Annotated in this window: 15 protein-coding genes; 8 read left to right on the top strand and 7 right to left on the bottom strand. The window is 70.0% G+C overall.

What is annotated here, in order from left to right:
- Nucleotides 1–133: 133 nt before the first annotated feature.
- From FREUN1FDRAFT_RS01995 to FREUN1FDRAFT_RS01980, 4 genes are all read left to right on the top strand, one after another.
- Nucleotides 134–991, top strand: coding sequence for a TauD/TfdA family dioxygenase (locus FREUN1FDRAFT_RS01995; RefSeq protein WP_006538258.1), 858 nt, complete (start codon nt 134–136; stop codon nt 989–991).
- Nucleotides 992–1,091: 100 nt separating this feature from the next.
- Complete coding sequence (locus FREUN1FDRAFT_RS01990) at nt 1,092–2,174, top strand: ABC transporter substrate-binding protein (protein WP_232295002.1); 1,083 nt, start codon at nt 1,092–1,094, stop codon at nt 2,172–2,174.
- Nucleotides 2,171–3,124, top strand: coding sequence for an ABC transporter permease (locus FREUN1FDRAFT_RS01985; protein ID WP_006538256.1), 954 nt, complete (start codon nt 2,171–2,173; stop codon nt 3,122–3,124). The genes FREUN1FDRAFT_RS01990 and FREUN1FDRAFT_RS01985 overlap by 4 nt, the downstream gene beginning before the upstream one ends.
- On the top strand, nt 3,121–3,894 hold the full coding sequence (locus tag FREUN1FDRAFT_RS01980) for an ABC transporter ATP-binding protein (RefSeq protein ID WP_006538255.1): 774 nt from the start codon (nt 3,121–3,123) through the stop codon (nt 3,892–3,894). The genes FREUN1FDRAFT_RS01985 and FREUN1FDRAFT_RS01980 overlap by 4 nt, the downstream gene beginning before the upstream one ends.
- Nucleotides 3,895–3,927: 33 nt before the next feature.
- Here the strand turns inward: FREUN1FDRAFT_RS01980 and FREUN1FDRAFT_RS01975 are convergent, their stop codons facing one another.
- The 3 genes from FREUN1FDRAFT_RS01975 to FREUN1FDRAFT_RS01970 all read right to left on the bottom strand — a co-directional run bounded on the left by FREUN1FDRAFT_RS01975 (nt 3,928) and on the right by FREUN1FDRAFT_RS01970 (nt 5,233).
- The gene (locus FREUN1FDRAFT_RS01975; RefSeq protein WP_232295001.1) at nt 3,928–4,419 is read right to left on the bottom strand and encodes a hypothetical protein; all 492 of its coding nucleotides are present in this window, start codon (nt 4,417–4,419) and stop codon (nt 3,928–3,930) included.
- A 66-nt stretch (nt 4,420–4,485) separates the two neighbouring features.
- A complete protein-coding gene (locus tag FREUN1FDRAFT_RS40920; protein WP_232295000.1) occupies nt 4,486–4,734 on the bottom strand; it encodes a toll/interleukin-1 receptor domain-containing protein in 249 nt (82 codons plus the stop codon).
- 22 nt (nt 4,735–4,756) lie between these two features.
- Nucleotides 4,757–5,233 carry a hypothetical protein gene (locus FREUN1FDRAFT_RS01970; RefSeq protein WP_232294999.1) on the bottom strand — a complete coding sequence of 159 codons (477 nt, stop codon included), beginning with the start codon at nt 5,231–5,233 and terminating at the stop codon, nt 4,757–4,759.
- 255 nt (nt 5,234–5,488) lie between these two features.
- On the opposite strand from FREUN1FDRAFT_RS01970, the gene FREUN1FDRAFT_RS01965 reads away from it, so the two are divergent.
- From FREUN1FDRAFT_RS01965 to FREUN1FDRAFT_RS01955, 3 genes are all read left to right on the top strand, one after another.
- Nucleotides 5,489–6,016 carry a helix-turn-helix transcriptional regulator gene (locus tag FREUN1FDRAFT_RS01965; protein ID WP_006538251.1) on the top strand — a complete coding sequence of 176 codons (528 nt, stop codon included), beginning with the start codon at nt 5,489–5,491 and terminating at the stop codon, nt 6,014–6,016.
- A 5-nt stretch (nt 6,017–6,021) separates the two neighbouring features.
- Entirely contained in the window at nt 6,022–6,432 is a 411-nt protein-coding gene (locus tag FREUN1FDRAFT_RS01960; protein WP_006538250.1) for a VOC family protein, read from the top strand.
- Nucleotides 6,433–6,504: 72 nt separating this feature from the next.
- Complete coding sequence (locus FREUN1FDRAFT_RS01955) at nt 6,505–8,925, top strand: excinuclease ABC subunit UvrA (protein WP_006538249.1); 2,421 nt, start codon at nt 6,505–6,507, stop codon at nt 8,923–8,925.
- Between the two features lie 60 nt (nt 8,926–8,985).
- Here the strand turns inward: FREUN1FDRAFT_RS01955 and FREUN1FDRAFT_RS01950 are convergent, their stop codons facing one another.
- The 4 genes from FREUN1FDRAFT_RS01950 to FREUN1FDRAFT_RS01935 all read right to left on the bottom strand — a co-directional run bounded on the left by FREUN1FDRAFT_RS01950 (nt 8,986) and on the right by FREUN1FDRAFT_RS01935 (nt 12,413).
- Nucleotides 8,986–9,987 (bottom strand): SPFH domain-containing protein, encoded by a 1,002-nt coding sequence (locus FREUN1FDRAFT_RS01950; RefSeq protein WP_006538248.1) that lies wholly within the window; start codon nt 9,985–9,987, stop codon nt 8,986–8,988.
- 178 nt (nt 9,988–10,165) lie between these two features.
- Nucleotides 10,166–10,474 carry a transcriptional regulator gene (locus FREUN1FDRAFT_RS01945; RefSeq protein WP_006538247.1) on the bottom strand — a complete coding sequence of 103 codons (309 nt, stop codon included), beginning with the start codon at nt 10,472–10,474 and terminating at the stop codon, nt 10,166–10,168.
- On the bottom strand, nt 10,471–10,947 hold the full coding sequence (locus FREUN1FDRAFT_RS01940; protein WP_006538246.1) for a hypothetical protein: 477 nt from the start codon (nt 10,945–10,947) through the stop codon (nt 10,471–10,473). Before FREUN1FDRAFT_RS01940 ends, FREUN1FDRAFT_RS01945 begins: the two co-directional genes overlap by 4 nt.
- Before the next feature lie 155 nt (nt 10,948–11,102).
- The gene (locus tag FREUN1FDRAFT_RS01935) at nt 11,103–12,413 is read right to left on the bottom strand and encodes an ABC transporter substrate-binding protein (protein ID WP_006538245.1); all 1,311 of its coding nucleotides are present in this window, start codon (nt 12,411–12,413) and stop codon (nt 11,103–11,105) included.
- 547 nt (nt 12,414–12,960) lie between these two features.
- On the opposite strand from FREUN1FDRAFT_RS01935, the gene FREUN1FDRAFT_RS01930 reads away from it, so the two are divergent.
- The gene (locus FREUN1FDRAFT_RS01930; RefSeq protein WP_006538244.1) at nt 12,961–14,682 is read left to right on the top strand and encodes an ABC-F family ATP-binding cassette domain-containing protein; all 1,722 of its coding nucleotides are present in this window, start codon (nt 12,961–12,963) and stop codon (nt 14,680–14,682) included.
- The last annotated feature ends 129 nt before the right edge of the window (nt 14,683–14,811 follow it).

Genomic DNA, 14,811 nt, shown 5'->3' with positions numbered 1-14,811 from the left:
GCCTACCGGCTCACTACCAGCGTCTACCGGCAGCCTTGACAGACGAGGAGGCGGGTTGCGATATTGCAACACGCTACTTCACCAATCCGATCGGAATTATCCGACGCATCGACGGACCCCGCGGAGGGCTGACGTGACCACGATCGAGGCTCCCACCACCCTGCTCCGAGTCGAGCCGATCCACCCCACGATCGGCGCGGTCGTGCACGGCGTCGACGCCAGCCGACCGCTCGACCCCGCGACCGTCGCGTTCGTCCGCCAGGCCCTGCTCGACCACAAGGCGATCTTCCTGCGCGGCCAGCACCTCGACCTGGAGCAGCAGGGCCGGTTCGCGGAGCACTTCGGCGACCTGACGCCGCACCCCATCCAGGAGCTCGCGGGCGGCTACCCCGACTTCGAGTGGCTGATGCAGCAGAGCATCCGGACCCGCGCCGAGGGCTGGCACTCCGACATGGCCTTCCTGCCGGAGCCGCCGTTCGCGACGCTGCTGACCCTTCCGGTGATCCCGCCGGTGGGCGGCGACACGCTGTTCCTCGACCTGGAGGCCGCCTACAACGACCTCTCCGAGCCGGTACGCACGCTCGTGGACGACCTGACGGTGATCCACTACGCCGACAACTTCCAGGACTGGGCGTGGGGCCCGAACGTCGACGAGGCACGGCGCAACCAGATCCTCTCCTGGGCGGCCCGCCCGGTCGAGCACCCGCTGGTGCGGGTGCACCCGGAGACGGGGCGCCGGATGCTGTTCGCCGTGACCGGCTTCGCCCGCCGGATCAAGGGCCTGAGCGAGGAGGAGAGCAAGGGCATCCTCGCCCTGCTCGCCGCGCACGTCTCGCGCGCCGAGTACGTCGCGCGGTTCAAGTGGAGCCCCGGCGACATCGCCTTCTGGGACAACCGCACGGTGCTGCACCGGGCCTCGATCGACTTCGGCGACACCCCCCGGCCGCTCCAGCGCGTGACCATCAGCGAGTTCGCCGTCAACAGCCACTGACGCCACCCGCGCACCGCGGCCCTCCCGCACCGCGTGCCCCACAGCCCGCACAGCCCACACCAAACACAATTCGTCAGACACATTCACTGAAAGAACTGCTGTGACTACTCAGCTTTCCGGCGGACGTCGGTCCCGCCGCGCCCGACTCCCGCTGCTCGCCATGCTGGTCGCCCTGGTGGCACTGTTCGCGGCCGCCTGCGGGAGCGACGACGACACCGAGGCGACGTCCGACGCGACGGCGCCAGCCGCCGCCGCCGGTGCCAGCGCAGCCGCCGTCGACCTCACCGGTGTCACGCTGCACGTCGGCGACCAGTACAACATCCTCAAGTCCCAGCTCGAGGCCGCCGGCGTGCTCGACGACGCCCCGTACAAGGTCGAGTGGAGCCAGTTCCAGGGCGGCCCCGCGGTCATCGCGGCGGAGACCGGCGGCGACGTCGACCTGGGCATGATGGGCGAGACGCCGGTCGTCTTCGCCCAGGCGGCGAACAGCCCGGTGAAGGTCGTCGGGGTCTCGAAGATCAGCGACCCGGCGAAGTACAACTTCGCCCTGATCGTCAAGAACGACTCCCCGATCCGCACCATCGCCGATCTCAAGGGCAAGAAGATCCTGAACTCGCAGGGCACGGTGTCGCAGTACCTGATCGGCAGGGTGCTGGAGAAGGCCGGCCTGACGACGAAGGACGTCGAGCTGGTCAACATCCAGCAGGGTGCGCAGGCCGCCTACGACCGCGGCGACGTCGACGTCTCCGGCAGCGGCGGCGCGCCGCTGGTCACCACCCTGGCCAAGGGCCAGGACCGGGTCCTCATCTCCGGCTCTGGGCTGCTGCCCGGGTTCAACTACCTCGTCGCCCGCGACGGAGCGCTGTCCGACCCGAAGACCAGCGCCGCCCTCGGCGACTTCCTCGGCCGGGTCGCCAAATCCCAGGACTGGTACAACGCCAACCCGGACAAGGCCGCCGAGATCGTCAAGCCGATCTACAAGGTCGACGACGCGATCGCCAGGAAGATCGTCACCCTCGCGCCGTTCAAGTACGTGCCGATCGACAGCACCATCATCGACGCCCACCAGTCGGAGGCCGACTTCTTCACCGAGCAGGGCGTGCTGAAGTCGACCGTCGACGCCACGAAGGTCTTCGACGACCGCTACAACCCAATCGTCACCAAAGCCACCTCCGGATCATGACCGATCTACCCGTCGCGGGGGTGGCCGAGGCCACCCCCGCACCTCCGCCGGTCTCCGAAGCCGCTGCGAACTCGCAGACCGCTCCGCCCTCGGACACCCCTCCGCCCTCGGAAACCGCTCCGGTCTCGGACGTTGCTCCGGCGCCGGGGCTCGTCCGGCCGCGCTCGGCCAGGAAGCGCGGGCACGGCCGGGGCCTCACGCTCGTCCTGCGGGCACTGCTGCCACTGGCGCTGTTCGGCCTGTGGTGGTGGGGAACGGAGACGGGCCGGATCTCCGCCAACGTTCTCGTCTCCCCGCCGGAGGTCGTCAGGACGTTCGGTGACCTGGTCAGCGAGGACCATCTGTTCCACCAGCTGTGGGTCTCGCTGAGCCTGTCGCTGCGCGGCGCGCTCATCGGCGGCAGTCTCGGCCTGCTGTTCGGCGCGGTCGCCGGCCTGTGGCGCATCGGCGAGGAACTGCTCGACGCGACCATGCAGATGCTGCGCACCATCCCGTTCCTCGCGGTGGTGCCGCTGTTCATCGTCTGGCTCGGCATCGGTGACACGCCGAAGGTGCTGCTGATCTCGCTGGCGACGCTGTTCCCGATGTACCTGAACACCTACAACGGCGTCCGCAACGTCGATCGGCGCGTCATCGAGGCGATGGACGTCTTCGGCCTGCGCGGCGCCCGCCTGGTCGCCAAGGTGATCATCCCGCTGGCGCTGCCGTCCATCCTCACCGGCCTGCGGTTCTGCCTGGGCGTCTCCGTTCTCGCCCTGATCGCCGCCGAACAGATCAACTCCAGCGCCGGGCTCGGCTACCTCATGTACCAGGCGCAGTCGCTGCAGCAGGTGGACATCCTGGTCGTGGTGCTGGCGATCTACGCGATCCTCGGCCTGCTGTCCGACCTCGTCGTCCGTGTCCTGGAGAAGGTCCTCATGCCCTGGCACCGAGGAGTAGCCGCCAGATGACCGTCACCTCAGACCCGACCTCGCCTTCGGCTTCGGCGGCGCCGTCGTCCTCGGCAGCATCAGCGGCCGAGGGGCAGCTGACTGTGCGGGTCCGGGACGTGCGCAAGGCGTTCGCCCGCCCGGTCCTCGACGGGATCGGCCTCGACATCCACGCCGGCGAGTTCGTCGCGCTGCTCGGCGCCAGCGGGAGCGGAAAGACCACACTGCTGCGGATCCTCGCCGGCCTCGAAGCCGCCGACAGCGGCAGCGTCTGGGTTCCCCCGACCCGCACCGTGGTCTTCCAGGAACCCCGGCTGGTGCCGTCGCAGCGGGTCTGGCGCAACGTCGTCGTCGGGCGCCGCGGCGGGCGAAGCGGCCGGGCCGCCGCCCGGGCCGCACTCGCCGAGGTCGGCCTGGAGGACTGGGAGAACGCCTGGCCGGCCACCCTCTCCGGCGGCCAGGCCCAGCGGGTGGCACTGGCCCGCGCACTCGTCCGGGAACCGCAGCTGCTGCTGCTCGACGAGCCGTTCGCCGCCCTCGACGCCCTGACCCGCATCAGGATGCGCCAGCTCATCGGCGATCTGTGCGCCCGGCACCGCCCGGCCGTCCTGCTGGTCACCCATGACGTCGACGAGGCCATCGTGCTCGCCGACCGCGTCGTCGTCCTCACCGACGGGCAGATCTCCCTCGACCGCCGCATCGACCTGCCCCGGCCCCGCTCCGTGGGCGATCCCGGCTTCGCCGAGTTCCACCGGCTGCTGCTCGCCGAGCTCGGCGTCCACGAGCACTGACCCCGGCCCCCAACAGCCACGCGCCGGCCTCGTTCACACCGGCCTGGTCGTTCCGACTCCGCCTGTGAGGTCGGCGCCCAGAGCGCGGACCAGGGCCTCGACGTTGCGGCGGCCCCTGCCGTAGTCGATGAGTGTCCACCTGACGCGTGGGACGCTGCGGACCGTCACCTCGGTACCGTCCGTGCTCGGACGGAGATCCACCGTGATTCGCTCACCCCAGGTCCGCATGTCCACCCGGGTGCGCGCGACGACGTGCCCGCTGTCGTCGGCGACGACCCGCGCACGCAGAGCGGGAAGGACTTCCAGCACCCGCCGATGAATCACCGCTGAATCCGCGGGCACGCGGACAACCGAAGTGACCCGGGGCGAGAAGTCACCACCCAGCCCCCGATGCCCGTACAGGGTGATGCTGCCAAGCACCGCCGACATGGCCAGCCCGAAGAACAGCCCTGCCACAAGCCCGACCTGCACCTGGCCGGATGCCAGCCCGGTGAACAAACCGAACGGCAGACCCGTCAAGAACATCAGTTTCAGGTAGAGACGAACGACCTGCATCATGCCCCCCGGTCGATGTCGTGCCGAACGCGGCTGTCAGGCGTCGATATGAAAACCGTACTGCCACAGGCGGCCCCGCGCCACATCGAGCTCGTCGTCAGAGAAAAGGGGCTGGCCGCCGACAGGCCGCCCGCCACCTCGACCATCCGCAGAAAGCAACCGGCCTTGTAGCCGAAAACGAGAGTTTGAACCCGGAACAAAATCCCACTTCTGGATCAGCACCCGGTGTCCGGCGTCCTCCAGCTGCCAGGGGAACCACCCCGCCCAGCCGGCATCGACAGCCATGTAGGAGACGAAGTCCTCCTGCTCACTTCGACCCGACAGCACCGACCTCGCCGGTGAGGTCGGTGCCCAGAGCGCGGACCACGGCCTCGACATTGCGGCGGCCCCTGGCGTAAATGTCGACGGGCGCCCATCTGGCGCGCGGGACGCTGCGGACCGTCACCTCGGTGTCATCCGTGCTCGGACGGACGTCTACCGTGATTCGCTCGCCCCGGGTGTGCCTGTTCACCCGGGTGCGCGCGACGATGTGCCCACCGTCGTCGGCGACGACCCGCGCCCGCAGAGCAGGGAGGGCTTCCAGTACCCGCTGGTGCACCAACACGGAATCCGCGGGCACGTGAACAACCGAAGTGACCCGGGGCGAGTAGTCGCCGCCACCCAGCCCCCGATGCCTGTACAGGGTGATGCTGCCGAACGCGGCCGAAATGGCCAGCCCTTCAGCAACCCCGACCTGCACCTGGCCAGACATGAAACCGATGAGCAAACCGGTTGGCAGACCCATCCAACACAGCACCTTCAGGTACAGACGAACGATGTGCACCATGCCCCCTGTCAATGCAGTCGTGATTCTAGCGCCCCATCCGCCCGCTGTGCGCACCTTCTTTCCGATGTCCAGTCACCCGGGCAGGCCCGCGTCCGTGGCCTGTGCCGGTGAACCTGTCGGGCACCGCGGGCCCGCCGGGGGCGGCGCTAGGTAACTCCGGCGGGACGTGGCACGATTTCAGGGGTGACGAGCAGACCCGCCGCGGCGCAGCAGATGCGCGAGCTGGAGCGGCTCCGTGACCTTGCGCGACTGCGGCGCGTCCGCGACCGGATCGACCGGGAGTACGCGCAGCCGCTGGACGTCGAGGCGCTCGCCCGTGGCGTGCACATGTCGGCCGGGCACCTCAGCCGCCAGTTCCGCCTTGCCTATGGCGAGGCTCCGTACGCCTACCTGATGACCCGGCGCATCGAACGCGCCATGGCACTGCTGCGCCGTGGTGATCTCAGCGTCACCGACGTCTGCTTCGCGGTCGGGTGTTCGTCACTGGGCACTTTCAGCACCAGGTTCACCGAGCTGGTCGGGGTGCCGCCGAGCGTCTACCGGCGCCAGGCCGCCGAGGCGGAGGCGAGATCGCGGATCGACGCCGCAGGCGCGGCGGCCACGAGCACTCCGGCCACAGGCACGCCGGCCACGGAGATCGCGGGCTTGCCGTCCTGCGTCGAGAAGCAGGTGAGCAGGCCCGTCCGGAGCAGACCGGTCAGGAATCGAGAAGCGCAGGTCATGGAGCCGCACCTAGCGTGAGGGCCATGGACATCACCATTCACTCCAGCTTCCTGCCGCACACCGACCCGGAGGCCTCGCTGGCGTTCTACCGCGACGTCCTCGGCTTCGAGGTCCGCAACGACGTCGGCGGTGGCACGATGCGCTGGATCACGGTCGGCCCCGCGGGCCAGCCGGGCACCTCGATCGTGCTGCACCCGCCGGTCGTCGACCCGGGCGTCACCGACGACGAGCGCCGCGTCGTCCACGAGATGATGGCGAAGGGCACCTACGCCATGATCGTCCTGGCCACCAAGGACCTGGACGGCGCCTTCGAACGACTGCAGTCCGGCGATGTCGAGATCGTCCAGGAGCCGACCGAGCAGCCGTACGGGGTGCGCGACTTCGCCGTGCGTGATCCCGCGGGCAACATGGTCCGCGTCAACGAGACCCGCTGACAGAAGAAGCTGACAGAAGAAATAGTCCCGTGCGACGCACGCCCTGCACGCCCAGCTCTGTTTGGAGGCACGTTGACCACGGCCGCGAAATCAGAAACGTCCTCGCCCGCACCTGAACCCGCGCCGCACGTCGCCGACAGCCATGATCTGATCCGCGTGCAGGGCGCGCGGGTGAACAACCTCAAGGATGTCAGCGTCGAGATCCCGAAACGCAGGCTCACGGTGTTCACCGGGGTCTCCGGCTCGGGCAAGAGCTCGCTGGTGTTCGGCACGATCGCCGCCGAGTCGCAGCGGATGATCAACGAGACGTACAGCGCCTTCGTCCAGGGTTTCATGCCGACGGTGGCCCGGCCCGAGGTGGACGTCCTCGAAGGCCTGACGACCGCGATCATCGTCGACCAGCAGCGGATGGGTGCCGACCCCCGTTCCACCGTCGGCACCGCCACCGGCACGGGCGCGATGCTGCGCATCCTGTTCAGCCGGCTCGGGCAGCCGCATGCCGGGCCGCCGAACGCGTATTCGTTCAACGTGCCGTCCGTCCGGGCGAGCGGTGCGATGACGGTCGAGCGCGGTAACAGCAAGACGGTGACGAAGACCTTTACCCGCACCGGCGGCATGTGCCCGCGCTGTGAGGGTCGGGGCGCGGTCACCGACATCGACCTCACCCAGCTGTTCGACGAGTCGAAGTCGCTGAAGGAGGGAGCGATCACCGTCCCGGGCTTCAGCGCTGACGGCTGGTACGGGCGCATCTTCGCCGCGGTGGTTCCCGCGGACGTCCCGGTCGCCAGGTTCACCAAGAGGCAACGCGAGGAGTTCCTGTACGGCGAGGCCCGCCGCATCAAGGTCGACAACATCAACCTGACCTACGAGGGTCTGGTCCCCCGCATCCAGAAGTCGTTCCTCGCCAAGGACGTCGACTCCCTGCAGCCGCATGTCCGCGCGTTCGTGGAGCGGGCCGTCACCTTCACCACCTGCCCCGAGTGCGACGGCACCCGGCTCAGCGAAGCGGCCCGGTCGTCCCGGATCGGCGGGGCTGACGGGGCTGACGGGTCCGGCGGGATCAGCATCGCCGACGCCTGCGCGATGCAGATCAGCGACCTGGCCGACTGGGTCCGCGGCCTCGACGAGCCGTCCGTGGCGCCGCTGCTCGCGGCGCTGGCGCACGCCCTCGACGCGTTCGTGGAGATCGGGCTGGGCTACCTCTCCCTCGACCGGCCGTCGGGCACGCTGTCCGGCGGTGAGGCGCAGCGGGTCAAGATGATCCGTCATCTCGGCTCCTCGCTCACCGACGTCACCTATGTCTTCGACGAGCCGACCATCGGCCTGCACCCGCATGACATCGAGCGGATGAACCAGCTGCTGCTGCGGCTGCGCGACAAGGGCAACACGGTGCTTGTCGTGGAGCACAAGCCGGAGACGATCGCGATCGCCGACCACGTCGTCGACCTCGGCCCCGGCGCGGGTTCGGCGGGCGGCAGCGTCTGCTTCGAGGGCACCCTCGACGAGCTGCGCGCCAGCGACACCGTCACCGGCCGCCACCTCGACGACCGCACCGTGCTCAAGGACTCGGTGCGCACACCCACCGGCCAGCTGGCGATCCGCGGGGCGGCGACGCACAACCTGCGCGACGTGGACGTCGACATCCCGCTCGGGGTGCTCGTCGTCGTCACCGGCGTCGCCGGTTCCGGCAAGAGCTCACTCGTGCACGGGTCGATCCCGCCCGGCGCGGGGGTGGTGTCGATCGACCAGAGCGCGATCCGCGGCTCCCGCCGCAGCAACCCGGCGACGTACACCGGGCTGCTCGACCCGATCCGCAAGGCGTTCGCGAAGGCCAACGGGGTGAAGCCGGCGCTGTTCAGCGCCAACTCCGAGGGCGCCTGCCCCACCTGCAACGGCGTCGGCGTCGTCTACACCGACCTGGGGATGATGGCCGGCGTCGCCAGCCTCTGCGAGGAGTGCGAGGGGCGGCGCTACCAGGCGTCCGTGCTGGAGCACCATCTCGGCGGCCGCGACATCAGCGAGGTGCTCGCGATGTCGGTGGCGGAGGCCACCGAGTTCTTCGGCGCCGGCGAGGCGCGGACCCCGGCCGCGCACCGGATCCTGGCGCGGCTCGGCGACGTCGGCCTGGGCTACCTGAGCCTCGGCCAGCCGCTCACCACCCTGTCCGGCGGTGAGCGGCAACGGCTGCGGCTGGCCACCCAGATGGCCAGTGACGGCGGCGTCTACGTTCTCGACGAACCGACCACCGGCCTGCACCTGGCCGACGTCGAGCAACTGCTCGGCCTGCTCGACCGGCTTGTCGACGCCGGCCGGTCGGTCATCGTGATCGAGCATCACCAGGCCGTCATGGCCCGCGCGGACTGGATCATCGATCTCGGCCCCGGTGCCGGCCACGACGGAGGTCGCGTCGTCTTCGAGGGCACCCCGGCCGACCTCGTCGCCGCCCGCTCCACCCTCACCGGCGAACACCTCGCGGCCTACATCAGCGTCTGATCTGGTGCTGGACCAGGCCTGGCTGCGCCTGGTCCGGCAGGCCTGGCCCGGCCGGGTCTCTCAGGGCGAAGTGATCGCGAAGCCCGCTCCGGGAGCGAACGTCGTCACGTTCGGCGGGATGGCCTTGAGCTCGTCGATGGCCGCGCACGCCGGGCAGGCCGCGTAGCCGGACTGGTGGATCTTGTTCGCCTCGGCGTCGGCGCGGGCCTGGGCGACGCGGGCCTGGGCCTCGCTCACACCGGCGAACGCCGCCTGCGCCTTGTTCACCGCCTCCTGCACCTGGGTCGGCAGGGTGATCCGAACAAGATTGAACTTCAGGTCGACCAGGAACGCCTCGCCCAGGGTCGATTCCAGATCGCGGGCGAGCGACTCGTTGATCGCCTTCTGCACCGCGGCGATGTTCCCGTTGGACGATTCCACCGGACCGGTGGGCGTGGTTCCCGTCACGGAGTCCGGGTTCACGGCCTGGTTCGCTCCGAGCTGCACCAACGCGCACGAGGAGACCAGCTGGGCGCAGTCGAAGGTGTTTATCTGCTCACGCAGGTCGTTGTCGATGACCGGCCGGATGATCGTGTCCAGGAAGGCGGACCAGCCGTTGTCACCGTCATAGGGCGCATACTGCCTGCCGTCGGAGAGCAGCCGGAACTTGCGGGTGCCGAACTTGTCATCGAAGGTCCGTAGGACGTCCGGGTCGGTGTTGAGGGAGAAATACAGCGTCCCCTCGATGCCCATTTCGACGCCGTCCTTCGACGGCACCCGGACGACCTCGTGGTCAGGCCGGTCGCCCTGCCCCTCGTTCGCAGTGATCGTGTAGAAGCGCTGCTGGGCAGGGTATTTGTGCACGTCGGAGTAGAGGCCGACCCAGACGCGTCCGGATGCCGGCTGAATGACCTGCCGGATCCGGTGGTTGTCGAGTGGGCCTCCGTTGCGCACGACGGCCACCTCGCCACCGTTCGTACGGTCGAAGGAGCCCAGCGCGCTGAACCCGAGGACCAGCAGATAGATGCCGAGCAGGGCGAGGACGGCGATTCCCGCACGGGATCGCCAGGACCGGAAGCGCATTCAGGCTCCTCGAGCCGGACGCGAATCGACAGACCGTCGAATCGCAAAGCAAATGATGCAACATGAATATCAGTTCGCGCCGTCCGCCAGAAGCGCGTTCCGTTGTCAGGCACCCGACTCCGTTTCGACGCCAGAAGCCCGCCTCCACGCCAGACCGTTCCCGCCTGCCTGCCGAGCCTCAGAAGGTTTCCCGCGCATCCGCGGCGGCGACGATCGCGCGCAGGGCCGCCACATGCCCCCGGAACGCGGCCCGGCCCTCCGGCGTCAACAGGGCGCGCATCCGGCGGCGCTGCCCGCGCGTCTCACGGTCAAGGTCGACGTAGCCGGCCTCCTGCAGCGTGGACAGCTGCTTGGACAGCGCTGAATCAGACAGCCCGAGCTCATCGCGGATGTAGGCGAACTCAACCCAGTCGGCCGCGGCGAGCAGCGAGACGATGGACAGCCGGGTGCCCGGGTGGATGATCTCGTCGAAGCGAGCCTCGGTCACCGGGCGCCCGCCACCTGCGCCGCGCGCCGGACCCGCGACAGCAGCATCGGCCCACCCAGCAGCACGATGACGGCGACGAACACACCCGCCCAGGTCGCCGGATGCCCACAGCCGTCGGCGGACAGCGCGAACGCCGCCGCGACCGTGACGCCGGCGAGCAGGACAAGCCCCCCGAGCACCGCGGCCGCGACCGGGCGACCCACGACGTCCGCCCGGACGCTGAGCGCGGCGCTGCCGCGCCGGCCGTGCACCACCCTCGGCGCCACGCTGGAGTGCAGCGCGCCGAACGCCACGGTCGCGACCGTCGTCGCCCACGCGGGCCCCAGATCCGCCACCGCGCCGAGTGCCACCCAGCCCGCCGCGACAAACCACCAGTACCAGGCCGGCACAGCGATCCGCTCGACCACACTGCGCCGGCCCTGCTCGACGGCGACCAGGGCCGCCCGGGCCTCGTTCGCAGACACCTCACCCATCACGCACTCCTTTCCTGGTTGGAAACTCAGGCTAGAGTTTCCAACCAGGAAAGTCAAAGGCGGGGTACGTCGCGCCGGCGACGGGGTTGCTGATCATCCAGTCGAGCAGGGCGGTCCGGGTTCACCCCACCGACGTCGGCGCCGGCGCGCTCACCTCAGTCCTCGATCGGGGTAACGCCGACCGCCTTGTAGGTGGTGGGCTTGCCCTTGTCGTCCAGCGTCGTCAGCAGACCACCGCGGGCACATTCGGCCGGGCTGTCCCGGTAGGCCTTGCCGTTGCAGCGGAACCGCAGCCCGGTCACTCCCGGCAGGTCCTTCTCCGGCATGCCCTTGAGGGCGGCGGTGACGGTAGCCGGCGTGATGTCGCCGGTCAGGCCCTCAAGCCCGGTCTGGAAGGCCGACAGGGTGATGAACATCGCGGCCGCGCCGGCCTCGGTGACGTCGATGCCCTTGTCCTTGCCGTAGGTGTCGACCACGGCCTCGAAGACGGCGATCGCCGGGTCGTCCGAGCCGATCGGGGCGGTCGCGGTGATCGTCATGCCCTTGAGGAAGTCGCCGGGCACAGCGGCGCGGGTCGCGTCCGTGATGCAGTGCGCGATGGCCGCGAGGGGGCCGTCGTACCCGACGGCACGCAGCCCGTTGAACGCGCTGATGCAGAAGGCGTCGCTGCCGACGACCTGCACGATCCCGGGGTCGCCGTCGACGATGCGCTGCATCTGCGGCGTCATGTCGGCGGTGCCGGCCGGGATCTGGACGACGTCGAGCGCGACGCCCTGCTTCTCGAAGATGGGCCTGGTCACCTGGTAGAGGCCGGTGGTGACCGGCAGGTCGATCGCGACAACCGTGACCTTCTTGGCGCCCGCGTCCTTGGCGACCTTGACCGGCAGCGTGATCAGTGGGAAGAACTGGTCACTCAGGATGAAGGTCGACTCGGGGTCGCCCAGCGAGCCGGCGCCGTTCGCGGTGTAGAACATCACCGGCACATGCGCGGCGTGCAGCGGCTCCCAGATCTGCTCCCCGGCGCCGGACGAACCGACGACGACGGCGACGACGTTCTTCTCGATCATCTGGTTCGCGCAGTCGGTGGCCTTGGCCGGGTCGGCCTGTGCCTCGCACTGCACGATCTCGATGGGCCGGCCCGCGACGCCGGAGCGGTGCTCGTTGAGGTACTGGACGGTCGCGTCGGCGACCTTGAACTCGTAGGACAGGTCCGCGGCGGGGCTATGGCCGTCCGAGATCACGCCGATCTTGACCGGCTCGCCCTTGGCCTGGGCCACCGGCCCGAGCGCCTGCGCCGCCGCCGCGGTGTCAGCCGGCGCCGCGCTGTCGGTGTCCTCGTCGCCGCCGCAGGCCCCGAGCAGGAGGCTCGCGGACAGGGCACCTAACGCTCCTAACGCCGCCAGGCGCACTCCCACGCGCCGTCGCGGTGACCGCCGCTGCCCCGTTCCGCCGCTGGACCCAGGCATGGTCGCCAGCTCCTGCATGTATGTATCCCCCATCTCACGGTAGGTGACCGTCGTGCCGTCCAGGCCGTCGGCTTCATCTCTTCCGCCGGGCCGCCCCCCGGCATCCGGACAGCGGGACAGCCGGTCGGACGGCTGGGCAGCTGGACGGGTCGGGCAGGCGGGCGGCCGGCGGGTCAGACGGCCGAATCTCCCGGCCGGGATGCACGGCTACGGTACGGACCAGCGGTCCGTTTCACAAGCGAAACTTAAGGAACAGCCCTCGCCGGAAACCGGGCCAGCGGGCCCCGGCCGAAAACCGGTTTCCGTGGCCCGGCGAGGCGGGCTATCGTGTCCGGGCAGACTCCCCAGCTCGATGGAGGCGACATGGAGGGCGACGACGACATCTCCGGCTGACCCCGGTGATGTTCGGCCTGCCTGCCGGTGCGCGACAGCGGCACCGCCCGGGCCGACGAGTCGTCCTGCCTTCTGCCGCTGAGCAGCCGCGCCATGCGCGCAGGCGTGCCATGCGGGCAGCCATGTCACACCATGAGCCGAGGTCTTCTTCCGCATGTCCGTCGTAGCCGACGCAGGCGTCGTCTGTTCCAACCTGTCCTTCTCCTGGCCGGACGACACCCCCGTCTTCCAGGGCCTCTCCCTCACCGCCGGCGCCGGTCGCACCGGGCTCGTCGCCCCGAACGGGGCCGGCAAGAGCACGCTGCTCCGCCTGATCTCCGGCGAGCTGCTGCCGACCGCCGGCAGCGTGACCGTCGCCGGCCTGCTCGGCTACCTGCCGCAGTTCCTTCCGCTGGCCGACCACCGGACGGACACCCTGACGGTGGCCGAGGTCCTCGGGGTCGCCCCGGTGATCCGTGCGCTGCGCGCCGTGGAGGCCGGTGACGCCAGCGAGGAGAACTTCACCACGATCGGCAACGACTGGGACGTCGAGGAGCGCACTCACGCCGAACTCGATCGACTGGGCCTCGGCGCGCTGACCTTCGACCAGTCGCTGCGCACGCTCAGCGGTGGCCAGATCGTGGCTGTCGGCCTGGTCGCGCAGCTGCTGAGACGTCCGGACGTACTGCTGCTCGACGAACCCACCAACAACCTGGACCTCGCCGCGCGCCGCCGGCTGTACGACGTCGTCGACGCCTGGGCCGGCTGCCTGCTGCTGGTCAGCCACGACCGTGCCCTGCTGGACCGGATGGATCGCATCGTCGAGCTCGACCGCGGCGACGTCCGGTCGTACGGCGGAAACTTCACCGCCTACGAGGAGGCCGTCCAGCTGCGTCAGGCCGCTGCCGAACGTGAGGTCCGCGGTGCCGAGCAGGAGCTGCGGCGGGAGAAGCGGGACAGGCAGCAGGCCCGGGAACGGGCGGCGCGCCGGGCCGGCAACGCCGCGCGGAACCTGTCCGACGCCGGTATTCCGAAGATCGTCGCCGGGGGCTTGAAGCGGCGGGCGCAGGAGTCGGCGGGACGGGCCCAGGAAGCCCACACCGAGCGGGTCGGGCAGGCGCAGGCCAGGTTGGACCGCGCCGAGGAGGCGCTGCGCGACGACCGGCCGATCGTGCTCGACCTGCCCGCCACCCGTGTGCCTGCCGGGCGGACGGTGTTCGCCGGCGAAGGCCTGCAGGTCCGGTACGGCGAGAAGGCCGTCTTCGTCGCGGCCGGCACCGGCGGCGGCGGGGGCGAGGTCGGGAGCGGGGGCGGGGGCGGCGTTGACGGCGGTGGCGTTGATCTGACGATCCGGGGTCCGGAACGCATCGCGTTGACCGGCCCGAACGGGTCAGGTAAGTCCACGCTTCTACGATTGGTCGGCGGACAGGCCCAGCCCTCCGGCGGCCGGATCAGGACGGCTGACGGCCGGGTCGCGTACCTCTCCCAGCGGCTCGACCTGCTCGACCTCGACCGCACCGTCGCGGAGAACCTGGCCGCGTCCGCCCCGGAGATGCCGCCGTCGGAGCGCATGCACCTGCTGGCACGCTTCCGGTTCCGCGCCGGCGGTGCCGACCGGCCGGTAGGGGCGCTGTCCGGCGGGGAACGGCTGCGGGCCACGCTGGCCTGTGTCCTGTTCGGCGAGCCGGCGCCGCACCTGCTGCTGCTCGACGAGCCGACCAACAACCTCGATCTGGTGAGCATCGGCCAGCTCGAGGGCGCACTGAACGCCTACCAGGGCGCGTTCATGGTGGTCAGCCATGACGAACGGTTCCTGGCTCGGATCGGCGTGAACCGCTGGCTGCACCTCGAGCAGGGCCGCCTGTCGGAGCCCGGCATGCGCTCGTCGATCGAGTAGCTGCGCCGGCCTTCGAGACCGGCGGGGATGTCACCGGTGAAGGATGCACGTCGTCCCGGTGTAGCAGAATCCCGAGCTTCGGGCTGCTGCCGAGCAAGACCTGCGGATCGTGGTCGCCAGAGCCAGAGA

This window comes from Parafrankia sp. EUN1f (assembly GCF_000177675.1).
GTDB lineage: Bacteria > Actinomycetota > Actinomycetes > Frankiales > Frankiaceae > Parafrankia.
This window is presented reverse-complemented; position numbering and strand designations above follow the sequence as displayed.